The organism is Gemmatimonadota bacterium, assembly GCA_026706845.1.
GTDB lineage: Bacteria > Latescibacterota > UBA2968 > UBA2968 > UBA2968 > VXRD01.
Genome location: JAPOXY010000100.1, coordinates 49,654 through 70,289 on the forward strand (window position 1 = coordinate 49,654; position 20,636 = coordinate 70,289).

Here is a 20,636-nt window from a genome sequence, read left to right on the forward strand (position 1 = left end):
GTGCTTTTCCCCGCGCCGCTGGGACCAACCAAGGCGATGATCTAGCCCGCTGCAATGTCAAGACTGATGTCGCGCAGGACCTCAAGATCACGGTGCTCGGCTCGGTGCAACGACTGCGTACCTGGTGCCCCAGGGCGATGATGCCGACCTGTTTGCCGAGTCTTTGGGTGTGCTGGCTGATCAGGCGCAAGATGCAGGTGTCAAGCTCGCTGTTGAACATTTTCCGGGTACGTTTTTGCCGACGGTGCCTTTCACGCTCACTTATCTCGAGGAGATCGGTCATCCCAATCTGTATCTGCTTTTTGATATTGGACACGCACAGATGGCGAATGAAGATCCCGCGGATATGATCGCGCTGGCGGGAGACCGTCTGGGTTATGTTCATCTCGATGATAATGATGGGGAGGAGGATCTGCACCTGGGGCTGTGCGATGGGGTGCTGACGCGAGAGGTGCTGCGATCTACATTTGCCGCGCTTCTTTCGGTCAATTATACCGGGAATATGAGTCTCGAACTCAAGCCGGATATTCCAGATCCTCTCGATGCGCTGAAGAGGAGTCGGGGGATTGTTAGAAGTGTGAAGGATGAAGGATGAAGTGTGAAGAAGCGCCCACTCTGGGGTGGTGTTGAGAGGATTTCTCACTTCACACTTCTTCCTTGCTTTTACAATTTGACTACAATCCGTCCGCGCATTTGTCCGGATAAGATGCGATCTATTTGGGCATTTAGTTCTTCCAATCCACATTCTGTGATTATGTTGTTCAGGGTGTTGATTTTCCAGTCGGTAGCGATATGTTGCCAGATTTTTAGTCTGAGGTCCGTGGGGTATAAGACAGAGTCGATGCCGATTAGTTTTACGCCGCGGAGGATAAATGGATATACTGTGGTGTGCAGTTCGGGGGAGGATACCAGGCCACAACAGGTTATTACGCCGTGATATTGCGTTGTTTTGATGAGTGTTGACAGGATGTTTCCGCCAACGGTATCTATTGCCGCTGCCCAGCGACCCGATAGGATGGGCCGCCCCGTGTCGTCGTCCAATGTGCGCCGGTCTATGACTTCATAAGCGCCGAGTTCTTTCAGGAAGTCCGTTTCTGATGCTTTTCCCGTGGCTGCTACGACTCGAAAGCCGTTTTTGGCCAATATCGCTACTGCGAGACTGCCCACGCCGCCGGTTGCGCCGGTTACTACGATGTCGCCCTGGTCGGGCGTCACGCCTGTTTCGATGATGTGATGGACTGATAGTGCTGCTGTAAATCCCGCTGTTCCATATCCCATGCTTTCTTTTGTGGTCAATCCTTCGGGGAGTCTGACCAGCCAATGGGCGGGTACTCTGATGTATTGTCCGAATCCACCCGCGGTATTCATTCCCAGGTCGTAGCCCGTGACCAGTACGCTGTCGCCAGGTTTGTAGTCGGCGACAGCGCTTTCGACGATTTCTCCTGCTGCATCTATTCCCGGTGTGTGCGGATACGCCTGCGTTACGCCGCGGTGCCCGGTTGCAGATAGGGCATCTTTGTAATTTAGCGAGGAGTAGCGCACCCGTATCAGTACTTCGCCTTCGGGTAGGTCATCTATCTGTCGATTTTCCACTGATCTTAAAAACTGATTCTCTGCTTCGCGTACGACCAGCGCTCGAAATGATGTCATTAAGTTCCTCCTTAGTCTAATTTAAGAATTGTCTCTTAAATTGGTATTCAGTACACTATATTACACGTTACAACTCTAATCCCAAACAATAGTATAACACAATGCGATACAAGTCCCTCAAACAGTGCGTTGACGATCTCGATCGCAACGGCCATCTCATCCGCATTGAACAGGAGGTGGATCCCTATCTGGAGATGGCGGAGATCCATCGCCGCGTTTTTCAGGCGAATGGTCCAGCGATTTTCTATGCGAATGTGAAAGATAGTCCGTTTCCGGCGGTTTCCAATCTTTTTGGTACGCTTGATCGCTCGCGTTTTCTCTTTCGGTCAACTCTGAGATGGGTCCAACGCCTTGTCGAGGTTAAGGCCGATCCGGTTGCGTTTCTTCGCGCGCCCTGGCGCGCAATGGGGATTGCGCGGATTGCATTTAATACGTTGCCGAGAAGGGTGCGTTTTGGTGCGGTGCTCAAGCACAGTACAAGTATTGATCAGCTTCCTCAGATTCAATGCTGGCCCGACGATGGCGGCCCGTTTGTGCTTTTGCCCCAGGTTTATACTGAGGATCCCGACCATCCAGGTGTTATGAATGCCAATTTGGGTATGTATCGCATCCAGCTTTCGGGCAATGAGTACATACGGAACAAAGAAGTTGGTCTGCACTACCAGATCCGCCGCGATATTGGAATTCACCATGCCAATGCGCTCAGACGGGGAGAGCCTTTGCGCGTGAGTATTTTTATCGGGGGACCACCCGCGCATACGTTTTCCGCTGTTATGCCTTTGCCCGAGGGTTTGTCTGAGCTCATTTTTGCCGGGGGTCTGGCCGGGCGTCGGTTCCGCTATGCGCGCAGGAATGCCTGTGTTATTTCTACTGAGGCTGATTTTGTTATCACGGGTACCGTGCATCCGGGCGAGACCAAACCCGAGGGGCCGTTTGGCGATCATCTGGGGTATTATAGCCTGGCGCACGATTTTCCCGTTCTCCATGTGGAAGATGTTTGGCACCGGAGAGATGCTATTTATCCCTTTACTGTTGTGGGGCGCCCCCCGCAGGAAGATACGGCATTTGGTGCACTTATCCACGAGATTACCGGTCCGATGGTCCCCGTCGAGATTCCCGGTCTCAAGTCTATTAATGCTGTGGATGCGGCAGGTGTCCATCCTTTGCTTATTGCCATTGGTTCGGAACGCTATGTGCCTTACCGAGAGCGACAACCACAGGAGATTCTCACGCTGGCCAATGCATTGCTCGGTTTTGGTGCGTGTTCTCTGGCAAAGTATCTTTTTATTTGTGCGGGGGAAGATAATCCCCATCTGAATACGCACGATATCGGTGCTTATTTTATCCACGTTCTCGAGCGGGTGGATTGGCGGCGCGATCTTCACTTTCAAACGCGTACGACGATTGATACGCTGGATTATTCGGGTACGGGGTTTAATGAGGGTTCCAAAGTCGTGATCGCCGCAGCAGGTGCGAAGAGACGCGATCTATGGCGAGAGGTTCCGGGTGATCTCAGATTACCCGATGGATTTAAGAATCCCGCGATTGCACTGCCCGGTATTGTAGCTGTTGAAGGTCCTGGCTTCACAGATGCGGATCAGGGGGTTAGGGATGTCGCCCGTCTCGCTGAGACGATGGCGTCTCAATCTCTCGATGGTTTGCCGCTTGTACTTATTGTCGATGATAGCGCATTTTGTTCGCGCACGCTCAACAATTTTCTCTGGGTCGCGTTTACACGGTCCAATCCTTCGCATGATGTTTACGGTGTTGATAGTTTTATTGACTATAAACACTGGGGCTGCAATGGGTCGCTGATTATTGATGCGCGCCACAAGCCCCACCACGCACCTCCGCTTGTTGAAGATTCCAGGATTACAAAAAAGGTAGAGGCTCTCGGGGCGTCGGGTGGGCCGTTGTATGGGGTTATATGACTAATGGGGGACTGTTTCCATGATCTACCGATATCTCTTGATCATCCTCGGTGTCTGTCTCGCCATTTATGGCGCGTGCGATGCAGGTGCTCATAAGAAGGGTGAGGGTATAACGATTCCGGATACCTACCTGCGTGCGGTGATTGAGGATTCTTTGAATAAGGCGAGGGGAGAGGTGATTACTGCGGCTGAGATGGCGACGTTGACGCGTCTTGAAGCACCGAATTCAAGGGTTCGCGATTTGACGGGGATTGAGTACGCGACCGAGCTGACGGTGCTGAATCTCGGCTATGTATTGACGAATGGCGGTCGCGTCAATAGCAATGGTATTTCGGATCTTTCTCCGTTGTCGGGTTTGACTAAGCTGACAGAGTTGAATCTTTTTCGCAATACAATAGCTGATCTTTCTCCGCTGTCGAATTTGACAGAGCTGAGAGTACTGGATATTAGTGGGAATTCCTATATTTCGGATCTTTCTCCTCTGTCGGGTTTGACGGGGATGAGAACGCTGCATCTCTATACCAATGATGTTTCGGATCTTTCTCCTCTGTCGGGTTTGACCGAGTTGAGGTGGCTGGATTTGAGTAGTAATCTGATCTGGGATCTTTCGCCGCTGGCGAGTTTGACCGAGTTGGGTGGATTGGCTGTGAATAACAATGCGGTCTCGGATCTTTCTCCTTTGTCGGGTTTACCCAGGCTGAAAAGGGTGCATGGTCGGGATTGCGATGTTTCGGATTTATCGCCTCTGGTGGAGAATGCGGGAATGCGTGGCGAAAACAGTTTGATTGATTTGAGGGATAATCCCCTGAGCGATGTTTCAATTAATAAGCATATTCCGGTGCTTCGGGAGAGAGGGGTCCGGGTGAGGGTGGATAACTGAGGTCGCTCAGGCGCCCGGGTCTTGAAAGACGAGTTCCATGCCGTTTGTGACAGTGACCGTGATTTGCAATTTTCTCGGTTCTATCAGGTGTGCGAGGTGGGGGTGTCCGTTGATCCATACGTTGGGATAGCGACACCAGGAGGCGGGGACATCGGCGTGGAGGGTGAGCGTGCGGCAGGTGACGCGGTCGCTCAGGTTGTTGAGGTGGAGGCGGTAGCACTTTTGGGTTTTTGTGTCGGATATTGTTTCGATTTGTGTGTGGCGTCTGGTCTGGTGGTAGAAGAGTACTTCTTCGGGTACGGCGCACCAGACTTTGTCACCGCCTTCTGTGAGGATGGTTTCAAATCTTTTTCTGAGTTGCGGATGCGAGCAGTCTTTGTTGGGATGTATGGGTTTTTCCAATGGGCAATGGCAGTAATCGATGATCCAGCCGTTTTGCGCTTGTGCGTGGCGGATGTTGCGAAATGGGTCGTATTCGCTGAAGAATGGGGCGTAATACTGTTCGTGCAATGCCGTGCGATTGATCCAGAAGAGCGGGGTGTTCGGGCGGTTGAGGGCGTCGGTCAGGCTCATTGCGCCGAGGTAGCCGTGTTTGCGACAGGCTTTGAGGACGTGGTCCGACATGTTGGCGTTGTTGCCGGGCGCGCAGTAGAGGTCAACGGGTGCGTCAATGGCGGCTTCGAGTACGTCTTTTGCGCGGCCAATTTCCAGGTCAACCATGTCGGGTTGTATGAGTTCGTGGCTCCAGGAGTGATTGCCAATCCCCCAGCCCCGGGCGAGGAGGTCTTTGAGTTCGTCGGCGTTCATGTGGCGATAGCCATTGTAGCTGGAGTTGCCTATGTTGCGCGTTTCGCCCAGTTGCCCGACGACGACTTCTACATGTCCCGGGATGCCGTATTCTTCGTGGATGGGGATTGCGAATTGGTGCAGGTCAACAAGGGCTTCGTCATAGGTGATGGAATAGACCCAGGTTTTGTTGTATTTCCAGGGGCATATTGTGAGGGCCATGTTTTTCTCCAGTGTCAGGCTGAAAACGCCTGAGCGAAATCTCGAAAGGTGGTGCTGTATCCCAGTTGCCACTCGAAGATGTGCGTGCCGTAACGGGTAGCCAATTTTTCGGGATAGGTGCTGGGGGTTTCCACGCCGACTGTTCCGTCGCGCATGAGGATGCATTGATAACCGCGGGCGAGCATGTCTCTGGCTCCGCCTTCGGCGCCGAGGATGCACATGTCGGTTGCAAATCCCGTGTAGATGAGGGTTGTGATGTCGCGCGTTTTGAGGTAGGTGTCGAGTGCGTCGGTGTAAAAGACGAGGGGTTCGTCTTGTATCGGGGAGACGATGGCGGCCCGTTTCATGTTTGCAAGTGGCGATTTTGTGAGGTAGTTCGGGCCGTGCGCGCGGTTTCGCATGGTTTGTGCGCGATTTTCGGGTTCTGGTTGTGATGTTTCTTTGCGCCGGGATGGGATATGGGGGTACTGATGCGCCATCCAATCGGTTTCTACATGGCAGACGGGCATTCCGATTTTGCGCGCGAGGTCCATGGCGGGGCGTATGACTTCGGCCATGATGCGCGCGGCTTCGGCGGTTGCCTGGGGCCAGCCCATGCCCACACAGTAGTTGGGGTCAATTGCCGGGCCATCTGGACAGCCGATGTTCCAGCAGTGCAGGCCGATCAAGGCGGTTTTTGCAACGGGTAATTCGAGGCGAATAGATTCGTAGCCTGGGGCGTCGATGGGCAGGGCGCGATAATACCGGGCGTTCAGGGAATATGTGTGTGACATGGGATATCAGACTCGATTCCGGTCGGCGACGGTGGCGACAATTTGGGCGACGAGGTCGCAGTGTTCGGGTCGGTATTTTTCGCAGAAGGTCGTCCAGCGGATGAAATTGTCGAGGAAGTCCCGGGCATTGGGACAGGTGTTTGCGTTGTATGTATAGGTGTGGGATGCCGGGGGTTTGGAGAAGGGATGGAGGTGTTTTTCGGCTTTGTCCGTTAAAAAGGGCAGTGCGGCGGGCATGAGATAGTATTTGCCGAGTCCCGCTCCGGTGAGTCCTGCTTCGGCGACTTGCTGTGCAAAGGATTCGGCGTCGCATGTAAAGGCGTTGGGGTCGATGCTGAATCCGGCCATCCAGCAGGAATAGGTTTCCAGGTAATCCGGTATGGATAGTGGGATGATGCCGGGGATTTCGGCGAGTTTGTCGGTGATGAGGCGAATCATGCGGTCGATATGTGTAACGGCCGGGCGGATGATTTCGAGTTGTGCGAGGGTGATGGCGGCGGTCGATTGGGTCATGCGGAGGGCGTATCCGTTTACGGCGTGTACGCGCCCCAGTCCTTCAACCATTTGTCCGCCTCTGCTTTGACCGATGAACCGAATTTGTTCGGCGAGTTCATCGTCGTCTGTGATGACACAACCGCCGACGTCGGAGCCGAGTGTTTTTTCGGAGTCGAATGAGAAGGCGGCGACGTCGCCGAGCGTGCCTGCAAGGCGGCCTTTGTACGTGCCAAATACGGCCTGGCATACGTCTTCAATGACGGTCAGGCCGTGTTTTTTTGCCAGGATGTGGATGGGGTCCATGTCGCAGATGAGGCCGGTTATGTGGACGGCGAGAATGGCACGCGTGCGGTTGGTGATACAGGGTGCGATGGTGCGGGCGCTGATGAGCGGTGTGCCGGGTTCGGTGTCGGGGAAGACCGGGATGTAGTTTTCTTTGAGCAGGCCCATGACCGTGCCGTAGTCGGTGATGGGCGATACGATGATTTCATCGCCGGGTTCGAGATTGAGCGCGGCTGCGAGTATGTTGAGGGCTGCGGTGCATCCGGGTGTGCCGATGCAGTGTTTGATGCCCATTTCGCTTTCGAAAGCGGCTTCAAATCGCCGAATCATGTCGCATTGCAGGCCCGATGTGACGACTTCCTGGAGGTATGTGATACAATTTGGACCCATGGTGCGAGGGAAGGGTTGGGGCAGGCTGCCCGCGAGTTCGTCAAATGCTTCGGCACCGTATTTTGCGCGTTCTTGAATAGACATGTTTAACCGTTGGACAATGTTTCAAAGGATAGCGTATCTGCCACTGATTTTATTACGGTGGCAATGCGGGCGATGTCTGCGATTTGTTGTGCGTCAATGCCCAGTTTGTTCAATTGCGATGCGTGTGCGTTTACGCAAATACCACACGCGTTTACCACACTTGCCGAGAGGCTCCACGCTTCGAACAATGCGCGATCAACACCGCCGTGGGTCAGCACGGCATTCATTCGCAATTTGGGCGGCTGGTTCTTTACTTCGTTGTCCCGAATGAGGTCGGTGAATTTATACCACACATTGGTCATGCTCATCATGGCAGCGGCAGATTTTGCTGCTTTGATGTGTTGTTCGTCCATGACGGCCTGTGCGTCTTCGATGATGTTCTGAATCACCTGTTCATTTTTCGATACCAGTGCTGCTGTAAGTGCCGATCCCCAGGCCATTGCCGGGTCGAGACGCGACGCAGATATGACCGATCCCAGGTTCAATCGAATGTCCCGCGCATAGTCGGGCATTGCCGATCGCAGATTATCTATTCCCATAAAATCTCCTGTATGAAGAAAGCGCAGAGAACGGTATTGCTCTCTGCGCTTTGTAATATAACAAAATTCTGTGCAGCTTTTAACTATTCTTCACCGCCGCCATCACCGCCATTACCAGACGGTAGGATGCGATTTAATACCCTCTTTGCGAATACGGTTATGACGCCGGCATACAGAGCGATAGTGATGGGATCGACGATGGCGTCCAGTTTCTCGCCTGCCGCTGGGATGTTGCTCAACACGTCCGCACCTGCAGCAGCACCGACCGCAAGCGCAACGACCAGGAAGGATGTCGCGTCTTCAGCGTCGAGCGCCATCCCTCCGTACACCAGGCCCAGAATCACCAGCGCGATCGACACAATATTTTCAGGAATTGCGCCGGCCACCAGGCCCTGAATAATGGCCAGAACGACGATCAGGCCAACAATAATTCTGACTACCATTTCATCCTCCCAGAATAAGTTAGTTGTGTTATGACGTACACGTAAAGGGCTACACGGTGTATCACGCTATCACAAAGTTTCCAATCTCAGGTGAGCCACCAGTCATATTTAACCCGTGAAGTGATTTATTATTCTCTGCACGAGTATGGTTATGACGCCGGCATACAAAGCGGTGCTGATTGGATCGACGATGGCGTCCAGCTGGGCACCAAGCTGTGGGATGCCGCTCAACGCATCCGCACCTGCAGCAGCGCCGACCGCAATCGCAACGATCAGGTAGGCTGTTTCGTCATCAGCGCCGACCGCTACCACCGCGTAGGCCAAGCCCAGAATCACCAGCGCGAGGGACACAAGTCCCGCAGGGATCGCGTCGGGCGTCAGGCCCTGAATAATCGCCAGAGCGGCGATCAGGCTAACAATAATCCTGCTTGCCATATTTCTTCCTCCCAGAATAGGTTAGTGTGTCACGACCTGTGGCTACAGGTCGCTGATCCGCCAGTCATCTTTAACTCTTGATGCGGTTTACTCCCCTCTGCACGAGTATGGCTATGACACCGGCATACAAGGCGGTGGCGATCGGATCGACGATGGCGTCCAGGCTCTCGCCTAATATCCCTGGGATGTTGCTCAACACGTCCGCACCTGCAGCAGCGCCGACTGCAATCGCAACGACCAGGTAGGCCGTCGAGTCCTCAGCGTCGACCGCCACTATCGCGTAGAGTAGTCCCAGTATCACCAGCGCGAGTGGCACAAGTCCCCCAGGGATTGCGTCGGGCGCCAAGGCCTGCACAATCGCGAGGATGATGACCAGGACAATAATATTTCTGCTTGCCATTTCTACCTCCCAGAATATGGTTGTGTCACGGTTTGCGCTATCGCGCAACCGCAACGGTTACCGACGGAATGCTACAAGATGCACCATCCCCGTCATGAAAAAGGTGAAAACCCTTTTTTCTTATTTGAAGATGTAGAATTTCTTATGCTATTATGTTAAAAAATGTAAATAAAGAAGCAGTGTCAAGACAATTCCCACTCGCTCAGTAAAAAAATTCGCTTATCTATCTATAAAATTTTCCGTACAAGTATAAAGCGCAGAAAACAGCATTGCTCTATGCGCTTTATAAAGAATTGATTTTGTGTAGCGTTACATATTCTTCACCATCACCATTGACAGACAAAAGACAATGTATTTAATAGGATTACCACTGCCTGTACTTCCCGCTAAAAGCGCGCCAATGGCAACGGTCGGGTTGAGATGCCCACCGCTGATTGCACCTTACCATCACAATAATTGCGAACGCCTGGGCTAATGCCAGCCCAGCCAGGTCCGCTCGTCACTATGGTCCAACAGTGACAAATTTGCAATATAATTTATTTTTTTTTGAAATCAAGTTAAACTCATAGGGGTGATGAATGTTTTTTACAGTGAGCTTATCCCAAAAATTGAAAGTCCTTGACATCGTCCATCTGTTGTGCGAATGTACGCACGATAGACAACTAACAACTGACAACGTTTATGTTCTCTTTCTCTCCCAATGATTTTCTCGCCTGTAATGGCACGCGCATCGGGGCTGAGCATCTGCATGGGCGGATGCAAGTCCTGCGCGATGAGATTGAACCCGTCCTCACGAAGCAGTATCCAGATCTCACGGCTGTTATTTCACCTGTTTATGCGACGACTAATTTTCGCTCCAACCCCGATCGGCCTCGGGATCACGCGTGTCTGTATTTTGTTGATCGCAAGCTGAAGAAGAGCGCGTTTCCCCGGTTGCCCCAACTGGGTATTTATTTGCACCACAATGCCGTGGCTATTGGCTTTTACTCTGGGTGGTGGACTGCCGAGGCGATGCAAAAGGCGATTGCGGATCGCAAGAAGTTTCGCGGTCTGGTGCCGCGCAAGGGGTATCGCTGTTTGGCGGGTGATATTATTGTGGCGTCACCCGGTCGTTCCGTGCCGTGGTCGCCATCCAGGCTCGAGGGGGTTGATCGCTCGCTGTTTGTCGGGTCGATTCTCACGCCGGATGAAGCTGCGGTGCCGACTCTTGTTGATGATATCAAGGCGGTGCTGGAGGATCTCTACGCGCTGTATGCGGTGTTTACAAGAGCGAGATACCAGACTTCTAAAAGTAGTGTCGTGTATCATGTGCCCGATCCCGCAGAAGCCGGTGTTGTGCGGGATGCGCTTGTGCCTGTGGAGGCCGAGTTGTTGTGCGATCTTTACCGGTTTACGGCGCTGAAGAATTTCCAGGTTGAGGCGGGGATGTTGTTCAATCTCTATTTGTGTTTGAAGACCAAGCCTTTTCTCATTCTGGCGGGGATATCCGGGACGGGGAAGAGTACGGTGATTCGCCTTTTGGCCGAGGCGATCAATGGTCTGGATGAGGGTCGGGCAAGAGGGTATCGCCTCATTCCCGTGCGTCCGGATTGGAACGATGTGCGCGATTTGCTCGGGTTTGAAAATTTGCTTACGGGGGTATTTCGTCCGGGTGCACTGCTTCAGGCGATGTGCGAAGCACAAGCCGACCCGGATCGTCCTTATTTTGTGTGTTTGGACGAGATGAATCTCGCCCGCGTGGAGCACTATTTTGCCGATTTTTTAAGTGTTATGGAGACGGCGAGACGCACGCTCGATGGCGCGTGGACGACAGATCCGATTGAATTGGCGCAGGGTGGCGATGTGGTGTCAACGGATGAGATGGGAGAGTTGCCTTCGCGTTTGCCCATTCCGCCCAATTTGTTTGTTGCGGGTACGGTCAATATGGATGAGACGACTTATGCGTTTAGTCCCAAGGTGCTTGACCGGGCGAATACGGTTGCTTTTGACCGCGTTGATCTGGGGTTGTCGGATTATGATCCCGAGGTGCAGATTGATTCGACGGCTCTGCGCGCTCTGGGTGCTGCGCTTATTGACCGTCCCTATCGGCAGTTGGAAGATGTTCGCCACCGCGATGAGGTTGTTGCGTGGAATGAGCCGTTGGAGGAGATTAATGCGGTGCTCGCGGAGGAGGATTTACATTTTGGCTATCGCATCCGAGACGAGGTTCTCATCTATATGGCGTATGCGCTCGATTTGATCGAGGGACTGCCTTCAAATGCGCCAGCGTTTACGCCCCGAGATGCTTTTGATTATCAGATTTTACAAAAGATTCTCCCACGCCTATCCGGCGCAGGAGATGAACTCGCAGGTTTGCTGGACGCGCTGATCGCTTTTTGCGATTCCACATATCCCCGCTCAACACATAAACTCCAGCGCGTGAAACGCCGTCTTGAACATACGGGGTTTGTCAGTTTTTGGTAGGTGAAATTCCAAATTTCTCGCGCAGTCCACGAAGCTCATATTCGAAATTTTCGGGGGAGTAATCAATCGCAGGCACATGATGATCATTCATGAGATCTAAAAAATCATGCCGGGACAGGTTAAGTAACTCTGCTCCCTTTCCCACACTGATTTTTCCTGTACGCACCAAATCCAAAACCGTTGCCCGGGTGGCCTCTTTTGTTGCTTTCTGAGCACCGCCGAGTATTTCGACGAGTGACTCAGGTAACTTGATCGTCAATTCCTTTTCCGTATTAGCCAAGACTTAATCTCCTGTATTCTGATCGCGTGATCTCATAGTCCAGTATCTTTCCGTTATCCATTTCTCTTGAGACGGTCAATCCACATGACCGCCACAAGGCTTTTGATCGCTCGTTGTCTGCATGTACATCCATCGCGCAGAATCGGTCGATTTTCAATTCCTCAAATGCGTATGCCATCAGGCGTCGCACCACTTCTTTTCCATAGCCTTTGCCCCAGAGGGATTTGTCCCATATCCCAATGGGCAAGCGCATGACCTTCTCTCCCTTGATTTTTGCCCTTTCCAAATTCATCCACTGTAAACACACTTCGCCAATGGTTCGCCCGCTCGCCTTTTCCTCAATTGCAAATAGGAAGCCCTGTTTTGCCATGTGTTTGCCCGCGCGTTTGAGATAGTCACCTGTCACGGGCTCGTCAGGCGGCTCTCCTTCCATTGCATTCAGAAAATCGGGATCTCGATAAAAAGGTACCGCGAGATCGAAATCTGTTTCTTCAAATGGCCGAAGCTTCAAGTTTTCTGTTTTCAGGTGAATATTGTGACAAGCAAAGTTGTCCATCTATTGGATCACAGATTTTGATGTTGCGTTGAGGCGCGTTACGACGATGCGCTCTCGGTCGATCAGTGCGCCTACTTGATCGCTCAAGGTGTCGGTCCAATACGGGTCTTCATAGACGGCTTTGTAGAGTTGCTCTCTTTGTTCTTCGCTTTCAAATCGACGAATCCACACGTAGAGATCGTCTTCTTCTTCGCCGACAAAACTTCCGATAACTACCATGCCTTTTGATATTTGAAACGGGATGATTTCACTCTCCATAAATGCAACCCATTCTTCTCGTTTTCCCGGTTGGGTGCGATATTGACGTAGTTCAAAGAACATGCTTTTCTCCTTTGTTTGGGATTAATTGACGACGATTTAAATTTGTTCATACCACCGCACATTGCCGGTTGACATGCCACTTGCGGCGATGTCTAATTTGCCGTTGCCGCTGAGGTCTTCGATTGCCATTTGTCCCATGCCAATGCGGTTGTCGATTTGTTCAATGTGCCAGGTGTCTGTTTCTAAATTTTCTGGGCGATAGATGTGGAGGGCCGTGCCGGGTCCGTTGTATCCCGCGATGACTTCCAGTGCGTTGTCGCTGTCTATGTCGCCGCACCACAGGGAGTGTCCGCGGTTGAGTTTGTCGCTGATTAGATGCCGTTCCCACGCGCCTGTTCGGATGTCGCCGGTCGCTTTGTACCAGACGAGTTCATTGCCGTGCCAGGGTTCGATGGAGAGTATTTCATTTACGCCATCCCCATCCATATCTACGGCAAAGGTTTCACTGCTTTCGCGGGGGCTTATGGTCCATCGGTTCCATTTTTTCTCGAATCCATCCCCTTTGGGCGGCTCAAACCAGATCAGGCCATCGCGCGTGCCGAGTAGTAAGTCCATGCGGCCATCGCCATCTACGTCGCATACGCTCAGGCCGTGGTTGAGTCTCAATTGTCCGTCGATTAATCGCTTTTCCCACGGTTCATTTACCGGGTCTTGTGGTATGCGATAACACCACAATTCACCCGGCGCATCAAAGTCGTTGATCTGGCTTCCCGGCCCTTGCAGGGTTGCGACAAATAGCAGGGGTTGACCGTTGACTTCTACCATTGCAATGCGGTGTGAATAGGGTACCCAGTCGATGAAGTGTTGGGTCCAGATGTCGCTGTCTTCAGATGCTTGAAACCAGTGCAAGTACTCCGGTGGAATCCGCTGTCTTCGACCAAATCCGCTGGCCGCAATCACGTCTTTGCGGCCGTTGCCTGTGACGTCGAATACCGATAGTGAGATGGTACCGGGGTGCGCTTCTGATATGATTTGTTTTTCAAAATGGGGTCCTTCGTACAGGGCGATCATTGAGGTTCCCATAGAACCGGCTACGATGTCCAAGTGTCCGTTGTCTGTGACATCGGCGACTGTCATGCCATAGGCGCTGCGGATGTTGTCGTCTATTTCGTGAATTATGAACATTTGTTTTCCTATTTTGACGGTTCTCCTTATCGGTAATGGCTCAATATACCGCGTGTTCAGGGTAAAATCAAATGTAGATCGCCGAACTCGTGCCACAAATAATGTTTGTTGAGTGCGGCTTCATATGTCAGTTTCAGGTGGTCTAATCCCGCCAATGCCTGTAGCATGGATAGATGTGTGGCACTCGGTTCGTGCATGCCGGTGAGTAAGCTATCTACGATCTGCATGGGGCGGTCGGGTGAGATTATCAGGGATGTCCATCCTTCGCCCTGAGAGACATGTCCGGTTTTGTCGGCGACGGTTTCGAGCGCGCGCACGACTGTTGTGCCAACGGCGATGATCCGTCCGCCATTTTTTCGCGCGTTGTTGATTACCCGCGCTGTTTCGGCTGGTACGCGGTAGTATTCTTCATAAGGCGGTTCATCGGCTTCCAGACTCGCCACGCCCGTGTGCAAGATCAGGGGGGCAATTTGTATGCCTTTTGCGACCAGTTTTGTGATGGTTTTGGGTGTGAATGCTCTGCCAGCTGATGGCATTTCAGCACTGCCTACTTCTGTTGCATATACGGTTTGGTAATAGTCGATGGGCCAGTCGTTTTGCACATAGCCATACCGGATGGGCATGCCGTATATGTCCAGGTAGGTGTCCAGATCATAGGGCAGGTTCAGGGTTGCTACCCACAGGCGAACAGGGGCGTCGGGGTCGTGCCGCAGTTCAGGGCGATAGGGGGCGTGTAGTTGTGCCGATCCACTGCCGGGTAATGTAAAGACTTCGCCCGCTTGTGCGCGGGAAAAAGGCTGTGTTGCTATACCGTTGGGTTGACGTATTTCAACTGCCCACATGTCGGCGGGCAGTTGCGTTGATAGATGTAGGCTGAGTTCTGTTCCATCGGGCCGAATGATGGGCAACGATGCTTTGCGCGTGCCGCTGGTGTTGATGACGACGACGTCGCCCGCCTGGAGCACGTCGGGTAAGTCGCGAAATGCGATGTGTTCAATCGCATCATCACTTTGCCAGGAGACCATCAACCGAACCTGGTCCCGGCTGAGTCCGCGCGCTTCGGGCGGTTCGCCCGCTTCCAGGTTGGATGGGAGGTCGAATGTTAGGGAGTCCAGTCTGGAATCTACCATTGTGATGGGGAGTACTGTGTTGGGTATTGTTGTCATGAGATGCCTCCTTTTTAGTTGACGAGGGCGGTGAGTAACTCGCGTGCTGCGTAGCGGCCACTGGGGTAATTATTTTCCAAGAGTTTGATGAATCCCGGTACACTCGTTTCTGGCAAGGGGCGGTCGCTGATGTCTTCAAAGGGAAATGCTTCGCGGTGCATTTGCGTTCGCATGTCGCCGGGATCTACCCAGTAGATGCGCCAGTCGGGGCGTTCTGCTGCGAGTACGTGTGAGAGTTGTTCAAGCGCGGCTTTCGAAGAGCCGTATCCGCCCCAGCCGGGATACGGCTCGCGAGCGGCATCGCTGGTGATGTTGATTACGCAGGCACCTGATTTTAAGGTGTGTTGTAGTGCCTGGAGCACACCCAGGGGCGCGATTACATTGGCGCGATAGACGTCTGCCAATATGTCGAGCGGGTAATTGAGTAGTTCGGGTTGGGGACTCGGTCCCAATATGCCCGCGTTGTTGATTACGGCGTCCAGGTCCCCCAGTTCTTTTGCTGCGTGCGCCAGTGCTTTCCGGTGTTGAGAGTCTGTTACGTCTCCGGCAATGGCGGTGACTTCGGTCCATTTGGCCAGTTCTTTGCGTGCGTGTTCGAGTGCGTCTGCGCCTCTTGCGTTGATGATCAGTCGCCAGTTTTGCTGTGCGAGTTCACGCGAGAGAGCCAGGCCCAGACCGCGAGATGCGCCGGTGATGAGAGCTGTTTGTGTGGACATTTTGAATCCTCCTGTAAGGGTGAGAGACTGTCTGTTTGTTGTGGTCAAAATGTAGCATAAAAAAAAACCCTCTGCATCGCACAGAGGGCGTGTTTGATACCCGTTCTTTAGGACAGGAGAGTGCCTGTCTGTTTTATCATCTTTTTCCTTCCCACAAATATTGCATTTCTTCGCAGTGATCCAGCAGGTCGTCCAACTGGCCCTGTGCATGTACGCGCCCGTCTTTGAGCACCACAATGTGATCGGCTCGACGAAGCGCGACCCGACGATGCGACACAGCCAGACAGGTTGTGCCCTCGCGTGCAAACAAACGCGCCCAGAGTGCCCGCTCGGTTTCCACGTCCAATGCACTGGACAAATCATCAAATACATAGAGTTCGGGTTTGCGCACATACATTCGAGCTGCTGCTGCGCGTTGAATTTGTCCGCCGGAAAGTTTCACACCGCGCGATCCCACGCGCGTGTCCAATCCTTTTTCCAAATCCTTCAGGTCAGCTTCAAAAATCGCATCTCGTATCGCCGCATCCAGATCGCCGCGGTCTTCAGACAATCCCAGTAGAATATTATCGCGCAGGGTTTCGCTGAATAATCGGGGAACTTGCGCTGTGTACGCACAGCGCGGTGGCACCAGCACAGATCCCGGGTCTTGGATCGCATCGCCATTCCATCGAATCGCGCCCCTGTCGCGTGGCAACAGGCCGAGCAAGGTGCGCAGCAGCGTTGTTTTTCCCGATCCCATGCGACCCGTAATGACGGTAAATGCGCCGCGTTCAATGTGAAGACTTACATCTTCAATTCCGCGGTTGGTATCGAGATAGCGAAATGTGAGGCCTTCGATGTCGAGTGCGTTTAATCGGTCTTCATTTCTTCGCTTCAGGTCGGGAATATCGGGTAAATCGCCCTTGAGATATACCGGACTGTGCGCTACCAGGTCTTCGGGTGGTGCATCATTTAGCAAAGTCAACAACCGTTCTCTGGAGACGCCCGCCTGTTTGTGGTGTGCAATTACTCGTCCTACATCGCGTGTGATGATCGTTACATAGGACAGATAAAATACAAACAGGGCAAAATCACCCACGCCAAATACGCCCGATTTCATTGCTTGCCCGGCCATGATTAGAATAATGCCCGTGCCCAGGTTTACCGTGTTCAAGATCACGGAATCGAGCATTCGGTTAAAAATCAGGTCTTTGAGTGTACTGAGCCGCCGTTTGTCGTTGAGCGCGTCAAAATGCCCCAGCATGCGTCCCTCGGCATTGGCCACTTTAATCGCCTGCACCGAAGCAAATAATTCGCCGATAAACCCGGTCACGTTGCCCGTGGTTTCACGACTTGCTTCGCGGTATTTCTGGATGCGGTTAAGTGCCAGATTTACTATCAATACGATCAATACCAGCGGTGTAAAGACCACCAGCGTGATCATCGAATCAATGTGAACCATTACGTAGATGGCTACAATTGCAAAGAGAAAATTTCCCGCCAGGAATGGAAAACGCGCCAGAAACTGCGTTATTTCAGTTACATCACCCCGAAAGCGGCTGATTGCCTCGCCCGAGGAACCGGGAAGTATCATTGCCCCAGGGCGTGTGAGGAGATGCGCCAATACATTTTTGCGCAGCAGTGCGCCCATGGCAAAAAAGGTCTTGAAGTGCAATGGAATATCAATAAAAACGAATCCCGATCGCACTACGGCGTTGACGACTATCAGCGCACACAGTGTATAGGGTTCAAGACCTATGGAGCTTTCTCCGGTCAGGGCGTCGAAGAACGCTTTGGTCAAAAGCGCGACGACCTGTGGGGTGATTCCAAAAACAATTATGCGAAATACACATAGCAGCAGATAGTTGCCCGGGCGAAAGCGAAATAAACGCCACACAGCGCGTGCAGTACTCATACCAGTACGTCCTCCATGCCCGTGCGCAGCAAATTCGAAAACCGGGATGTCTCATCCCGCTCCAATGCCTTTCGGGGACCGTACTCCACGATCCGGCCTTCATCTAAAATCATAATATCATTTGCGCGCCGAACGGTTCCCAACCGATGTGCAATTACAATTGCGGTTCGGTTGCCAATCAATTGATCGACCGCGTGTTCCAGATGATGCTCTGTTGCGGGATCCAGGCGCGAAGACGCTTCATCCAGGATTACGAGGTCGGGCCTTTTCATCAAGAACACGCGCGCAAAGGCCAACAACTGGGCTTCTCCCGCAGACAGACCACCCCCTTCGGCAGTAAGTTCTGTATCGAGCGCGTTGGGCAATGCGTGCAACCAATCGCCCAGTCCCAGATTTTCCACTGCCCGCTTTATGTGTTCATCGTCTATATTGGGGTCAAATAATGTCAAATTATCTCTTACTGATGCCTGGAATAGCTGCACATTCTGCGTCACCATTGCAATGCGATTGCGCAAATCTGAGCGATTTGCGTGGCGCACGTTTGTATCTCCCAAACACACCGATCCCGTCCAGGGATCATATAACCTGAAGAGCAAGCGCGTCAGCGTTGTCTTGCCACTTCCCGTCCGTCCCAATAGGCCGAGCACACGTCCGGGTTGCAATGTGAAATCTATATTGTGAAGGATGGGGTCATTTTCAACATATCCAAATGTCACATTGTGAAACGCCACGGGAAATGTTCCATCGGGCAATGCGTCTCCTCGCCCCGGCGTCAATGCGGGTTGAATATTCATCAATTCGGTTACCCGCTCAACACTGGCGCCAGCGCGTTGAAAGTCTTCGAATTGATAAATGATTCGTTCGATTGGCTGGATTAGCATGTTCGTATAGTGAAATAGCATATAGACTGCGCCGAGCGAAAATACAGATTCCCAATACAGATAAGCGCCTATTCCCAGGGCTACGGCATTGCCAATGGCCCAGATTATTACTGACGAGGTTATCAGAATATTGATCATATATCCCGACTTGATTTCCTTCTGCAACCAGTTTCGCGTCAGTTCATAAAATTTCCGCAAGGTGTATGGCACTGCGCGACAAGAGCGAATATCCTCGGCGCCAGATAGGCGCTCTTCCAAAAATCCGAACATTTCGGCACTGGCTTCGCGATTGGCTTTTATATGGGGAATTGCGATTTTGCGCAGTCCCAGCACCACGCCCATTGAGATCACCGCAAAAGTTGATGGCCCGATACCCGCGCGCCAATCTTCCATAAAAAGCAAAATTAGAACACCCGCCATCAGCAATGCATTGCCCAGCATTTGTATCACAAACTGGGAAAAGAAATTGCCCAGTGCATTGATGTCGCCATCTACTCGCTCGATCATCTCTCCCGGCGTTCGGTTGTTGTGAAAACTCATGTCCAGATGCAGACATTGATGTGCCAGCCTGCCCCGCAAACGGTTGGTCGCAATCCAGCTCACATTTTCACCTACATAGGTGCTCCATACAGATACCGCTTGCTGTGCCAGTACTACGCCGATGTAGAACGCAGCGATATACATCAATGTTTCTAATGTACCTGTCTGTACAGTGTCGATAAACCGCCTGATGATCTGCGGACTGATCAATTGCAGGCCAATATCGCCAAACAACAAGACAGTTAGCAACATCACGCGACGCTTTTGAGGTCTCAAATGCTCAATGAGAAGACTGACAGAGGGTTTGCGCGAGAGATTCATTGTGTTGATATGTCTTGGGTGAGATTAAAATATTGTCGTCGAGATTTTGGACACTTTGCAAGGATGGAGTGTTTCATCAAAGAAGGGTAGGGGAAGGGTGTGTTGAAGGAAGAGAGATGGTTGGAATTTATTTATATACAATATTGAGTAAAGTGTTTTTGTCTATCCGAGCAGCGCACCACAATCCCAGTCCTGATATGCTTTTATTGCATTCCGAACTGAGAACGCGCGCTTCCATAAGATCGGGCAGAAGACACACGATAGCACGGATAGCCGATAATCGTATTCGAACAGGAATACATTGGGATATCCCCGAATCACGCGCTCCATTGTCTCGATGTGCACAGGATCGAGGTCGTCTCCCAGTTCTTGTATCAGTGGCTTCAGGGCTTCTTCAAAGCTGGCGCAGCTATCGCGTACGTCTTCTTCCGATATTGCCTGAGCCATTCGAAGTGGGCCACCGGCCTGCATCATGAATGGCCACTCGTCCAGACGTGGATCATTCCACCATCGGATGTGATATTTGAGTAGTTCTTCAATTACGGCTTTGTGGAGTTGATAGGTAGCCTTCTTTGGACCATCCTCGTGTGTCACTGACAGGTCTGGCATGAGATAGTGACAGTTTTTCTCATTGTGATCGAATCCACAGTCGAAAACGGGACAGACAGACGCATCCGGCGTTTTTGGCGCGAGTTCATCGTAGAATGTCCATTCGATGACGCCGCCTCCGAACCATCCCTTTCGATATATCTTTAACACAATTGCATTTGGAATATCACCCATGTAGTCATCGCTGAATGTCAGCGAGAGCCTGTCCCATTCCGCACACGATGATTCGAATGAGTCCGTTTTTTCGATGGATGTGACCGAACCCGATTCCAGGAATCCGTTGCGACCAAATCGATCCGTTAAGAGCGCAGGTGTCAGTTGTTCGGCATGGGTGATAGGTTCTGATAATTTCATTAGCTTTTTTCCGAAAAAAGAAATACAGATTGTTTTGTCTTTAACAAGGGATTATGCTATAATGCGTTCCTGAAGGCTGCAACAAAATCGTTGTTATTGA

At 52.0% G+C, this 20,636-nt stretch carries 21 protein-coding genes; 4 read left to right on the plus strand and 17 right to left on the minus strand.

The window, feature by feature from the left end; genetic code table 11:
- Nucleotides 1-124: 124 nt before the first annotated feature.
- Nucleotides 125-595, plus strand: coding sequence for a sugar phosphate isomerase/epimerase (locus tag OXG87_10230; protein MCY3869925.1), 471 nt, complete (start codon nt 125-127; stop codon nt 593-595).
- A 68-nt stretch (nt 596-663) separates the two neighbouring features.
- Here OXG87_10230 and OXG87_10235 read toward each other — a convergent pair whose 3' ends face one another.
- Complete coding sequence (locus tag OXG87_10235; protein ID MCY3869926.1) at nt 664-1,650, minus strand: YhdH/YhfP family quinone oxidoreductase; 987 nt, start codon at nt 1,648-1,650, stop codon at nt 664-666.
- Nucleotides 1,651-1,751: 101 nt separating this feature from the next.
- Here OXG87_10235 and OXG87_10240 point away from each other — a divergent pair, with 101 nt between their 5' ends.
- Both OXG87_10240 and OXG87_10245 read left to right on the plus strand, forming a co-directional pair.
- Complete coding sequence (locus tag OXG87_10240) at nt 1,752-3,581, plus strand: UbiD family decarboxylase (protein MCY3869927.1); 1,830 nt, start codon at nt 1,752-1,754, stop codon at nt 3,579-3,581.
- 19 nt (nt 3,582-3,600) lie between these two features.
- Nucleotides 3,601-4,461, plus strand: a complete 861-nt coding sequence (locus OXG87_10245; GenBank protein ID MCY3869928.1) for a leucine-rich repeat domain-containing protein — start codon at nt 3,601-3,603, stop codon at nt 4,459-4,461.
- Between the two features lie 6 nt (nt 4,462-4,467).
- On the opposite strand, the gene OXG87_10250 is transcribed toward OXG87_10245, so the two are convergent.
- From OXG87_10250 to OXG87_10280, 7 genes are all read right to left on the minus strand, one after another.
- Nucleotides 4,468-5,469 (minus strand): polysaccharide deacetylase family protein, encoded by a 1,002-nt coding sequence (locus OXG87_10250; protein MCY3869929.1) that lies wholly within the window; start codon nt 5,467-5,469, stop codon nt 4,468-4,470.
- Between the two features lie 14 nt (nt 5,470-5,483).
- Nucleotides 5,484-6,242 carry a cysteine hydrolase family protein gene (locus OXG87_10255; GenBank protein ID MCY3869930.1) on the minus strand — a complete coding sequence of 253 codons (759 nt, stop codon included), beginning with the start codon at nt 6,240-6,242 and terminating at the stop codon, nt 5,484-5,486.
- A 6-nt stretch (nt 6,243-6,248) separates the two neighbouring features.
- The gene (locus OXG87_10260; protein MCY3869931.1) at nt 6,249-7,493 is read right to left on the minus strand and encodes a DegT/DnrJ/EryC1/StrS family aminotransferase; all 1,245 of its coding nucleotides are present in this window, start codon (nt 7,491-7,493) and stop codon (nt 6,249-6,251) included.
- A 2-nt stretch (nt 7,494-7,495) separates the two neighbouring features.
- Complete coding sequence (locus OXG87_10265) at nt 7,496-8,032, minus strand: carboxymuconolactone decarboxylase family protein (GenBank protein MCY3869932.1); 537 nt, start codon at nt 8,030-8,032, stop codon at nt 7,496-7,498.
- 83 nt (nt 8,033-8,115) lie between these two features.
- Entirely contained in the window at nt 8,116-8,475 is a 360-nt protein-coding gene (locus tag OXG87_10270) for a hypothetical protein (GenBank protein MCY3869933.1), read from the minus strand.
- Between the two features lie 108 nt (nt 8,476-8,583).
- A complete protein-coding gene (locus tag OXG87_10275; protein MCY3869934.1) occupies nt 8,584-8,910 on the minus strand; it encodes a hypothetical protein in 327 nt (108 codons plus the stop codon).
- Nucleotides 8,911-8,980: 70 nt separating this feature from the next.
- A complete protein-coding gene (locus OXG87_10280) occupies nt 8,981-9,310 on the minus strand; it encodes a hypothetical protein (GenBank protein MCY3869935.1) in 330 nt (109 codons plus the stop codon).
- A gap of 681 nt (nt 9,311-9,991) precedes the next feature.
- Here OXG87_10280 and OXG87_10285 point away from each other — a divergent pair.
- Nucleotides 9,992-11,773, plus strand: a complete 1,782-nt coding sequence (locus OXG87_10285; protein ID MCY3869936.1) for an AAA family ATPase — start codon at nt 9,992-9,994, stop codon at nt 11,771-11,773.
- Here the strand turns inward: OXG87_10285 and OXG87_10290 are convergent.
- The 9 genes from OXG87_10290 to OXG87_10330 form a co-directional block, all read right to left on the minus strand.
- A complete protein-coding gene (locus tag OXG87_10290; protein ID MCY3869937.1) occupies nt 11,760-12,053 on the minus strand; it encodes a UPF0175 family protein in 294 nt (97 codons plus the stop codon). The genes OXG87_10285 and OXG87_10290 overlap by 14 nt on opposite strands.
- Nucleotides 12,046-12,609, minus strand: coding sequence for a GNAT family N-acetyltransferase (locus OXG87_10295; protein ID MCY3869938.1), 564 nt, complete (start codon nt 12,607-12,609; stop codon nt 12,046-12,048). Before OXG87_10295 ends, OXG87_10290 begins: the two co-directional genes overlap by 8 nt.
- Nucleotides 12,610-12,930, minus strand: a complete 321-nt coding sequence (locus OXG87_10300) for an NIPSNAP family protein (GenBank protein ID MCY3869939.1) — start codon at nt 12,928-12,930, stop codon at nt 12,610-12,612.
- Nucleotides 12,931-12,966: 36 nt separating this feature from the next.
- Nucleotides 12,967-14,055, minus strand: coding sequence for a VCBS repeat-containing protein (locus tag OXG87_10305; protein ID MCY3869940.1), 1,089 nt, complete (start codon nt 14,053-14,055; stop codon nt 12,967-12,969).
- A 56-nt stretch (nt 14,056-14,111) separates the two neighbouring features.
- A complete protein-coding gene (locus tag OXG87_10310; protein ID MCY3869941.1) occupies nt 14,112-15,221 on the minus strand; it encodes an S-adenosylmethionine:tRNA ribosyltransferase-isomerase in 1,110 nt (369 codons plus the stop codon).
- A 14-nt stretch (nt 15,222-15,235) separates the two neighbouring features.
- Nucleotides 15,236-15,937, minus strand: coding sequence for an SDR family NAD(P)-dependent oxidoreductase (locus OXG87_10315; GenBank protein ID MCY3869942.1), 702 nt, complete (start codon nt 15,935-15,937; stop codon nt 15,236-15,238).
- 136 nt (nt 15,938-16,073) lie between these two features.
- Nucleotides 16,074-17,831 carry an ABC transporter ATP-binding protein gene (locus OXG87_10320; protein ID MCY3869943.1) on the minus strand — a complete coding sequence of 586 codons (1,758 nt, stop codon included), beginning with the start codon at nt 17,829-17,831 and terminating at the stop codon, nt 16,074-16,076.
- Nucleotides 17,828-19,573 (minus strand): ABC transporter ATP-binding protein, encoded by a 1,746-nt coding sequence (locus OXG87_10325; protein ID MCY3869944.1) that lies wholly within the window; start codon nt 19,571-19,573, stop codon nt 17,828-17,830. The genes OXG87_10320 and OXG87_10325 overlap by 4 nt, the downstream gene beginning before the upstream one ends.
- A 162-nt stretch (nt 19,574-19,735) precedes the next feature.
- Nucleotides 19,736-20,536: a hypothetical protein gene (locus OXG87_10330; protein MCY3869945.1), complete on the minus strand. Its 801-nt coding sequence runs from the start codon at nt 20,534-20,536 to the stop codon at nt 19,736-19,738.
- Nucleotides 20,537-20,636: the final 100 nt, after the last annotated feature.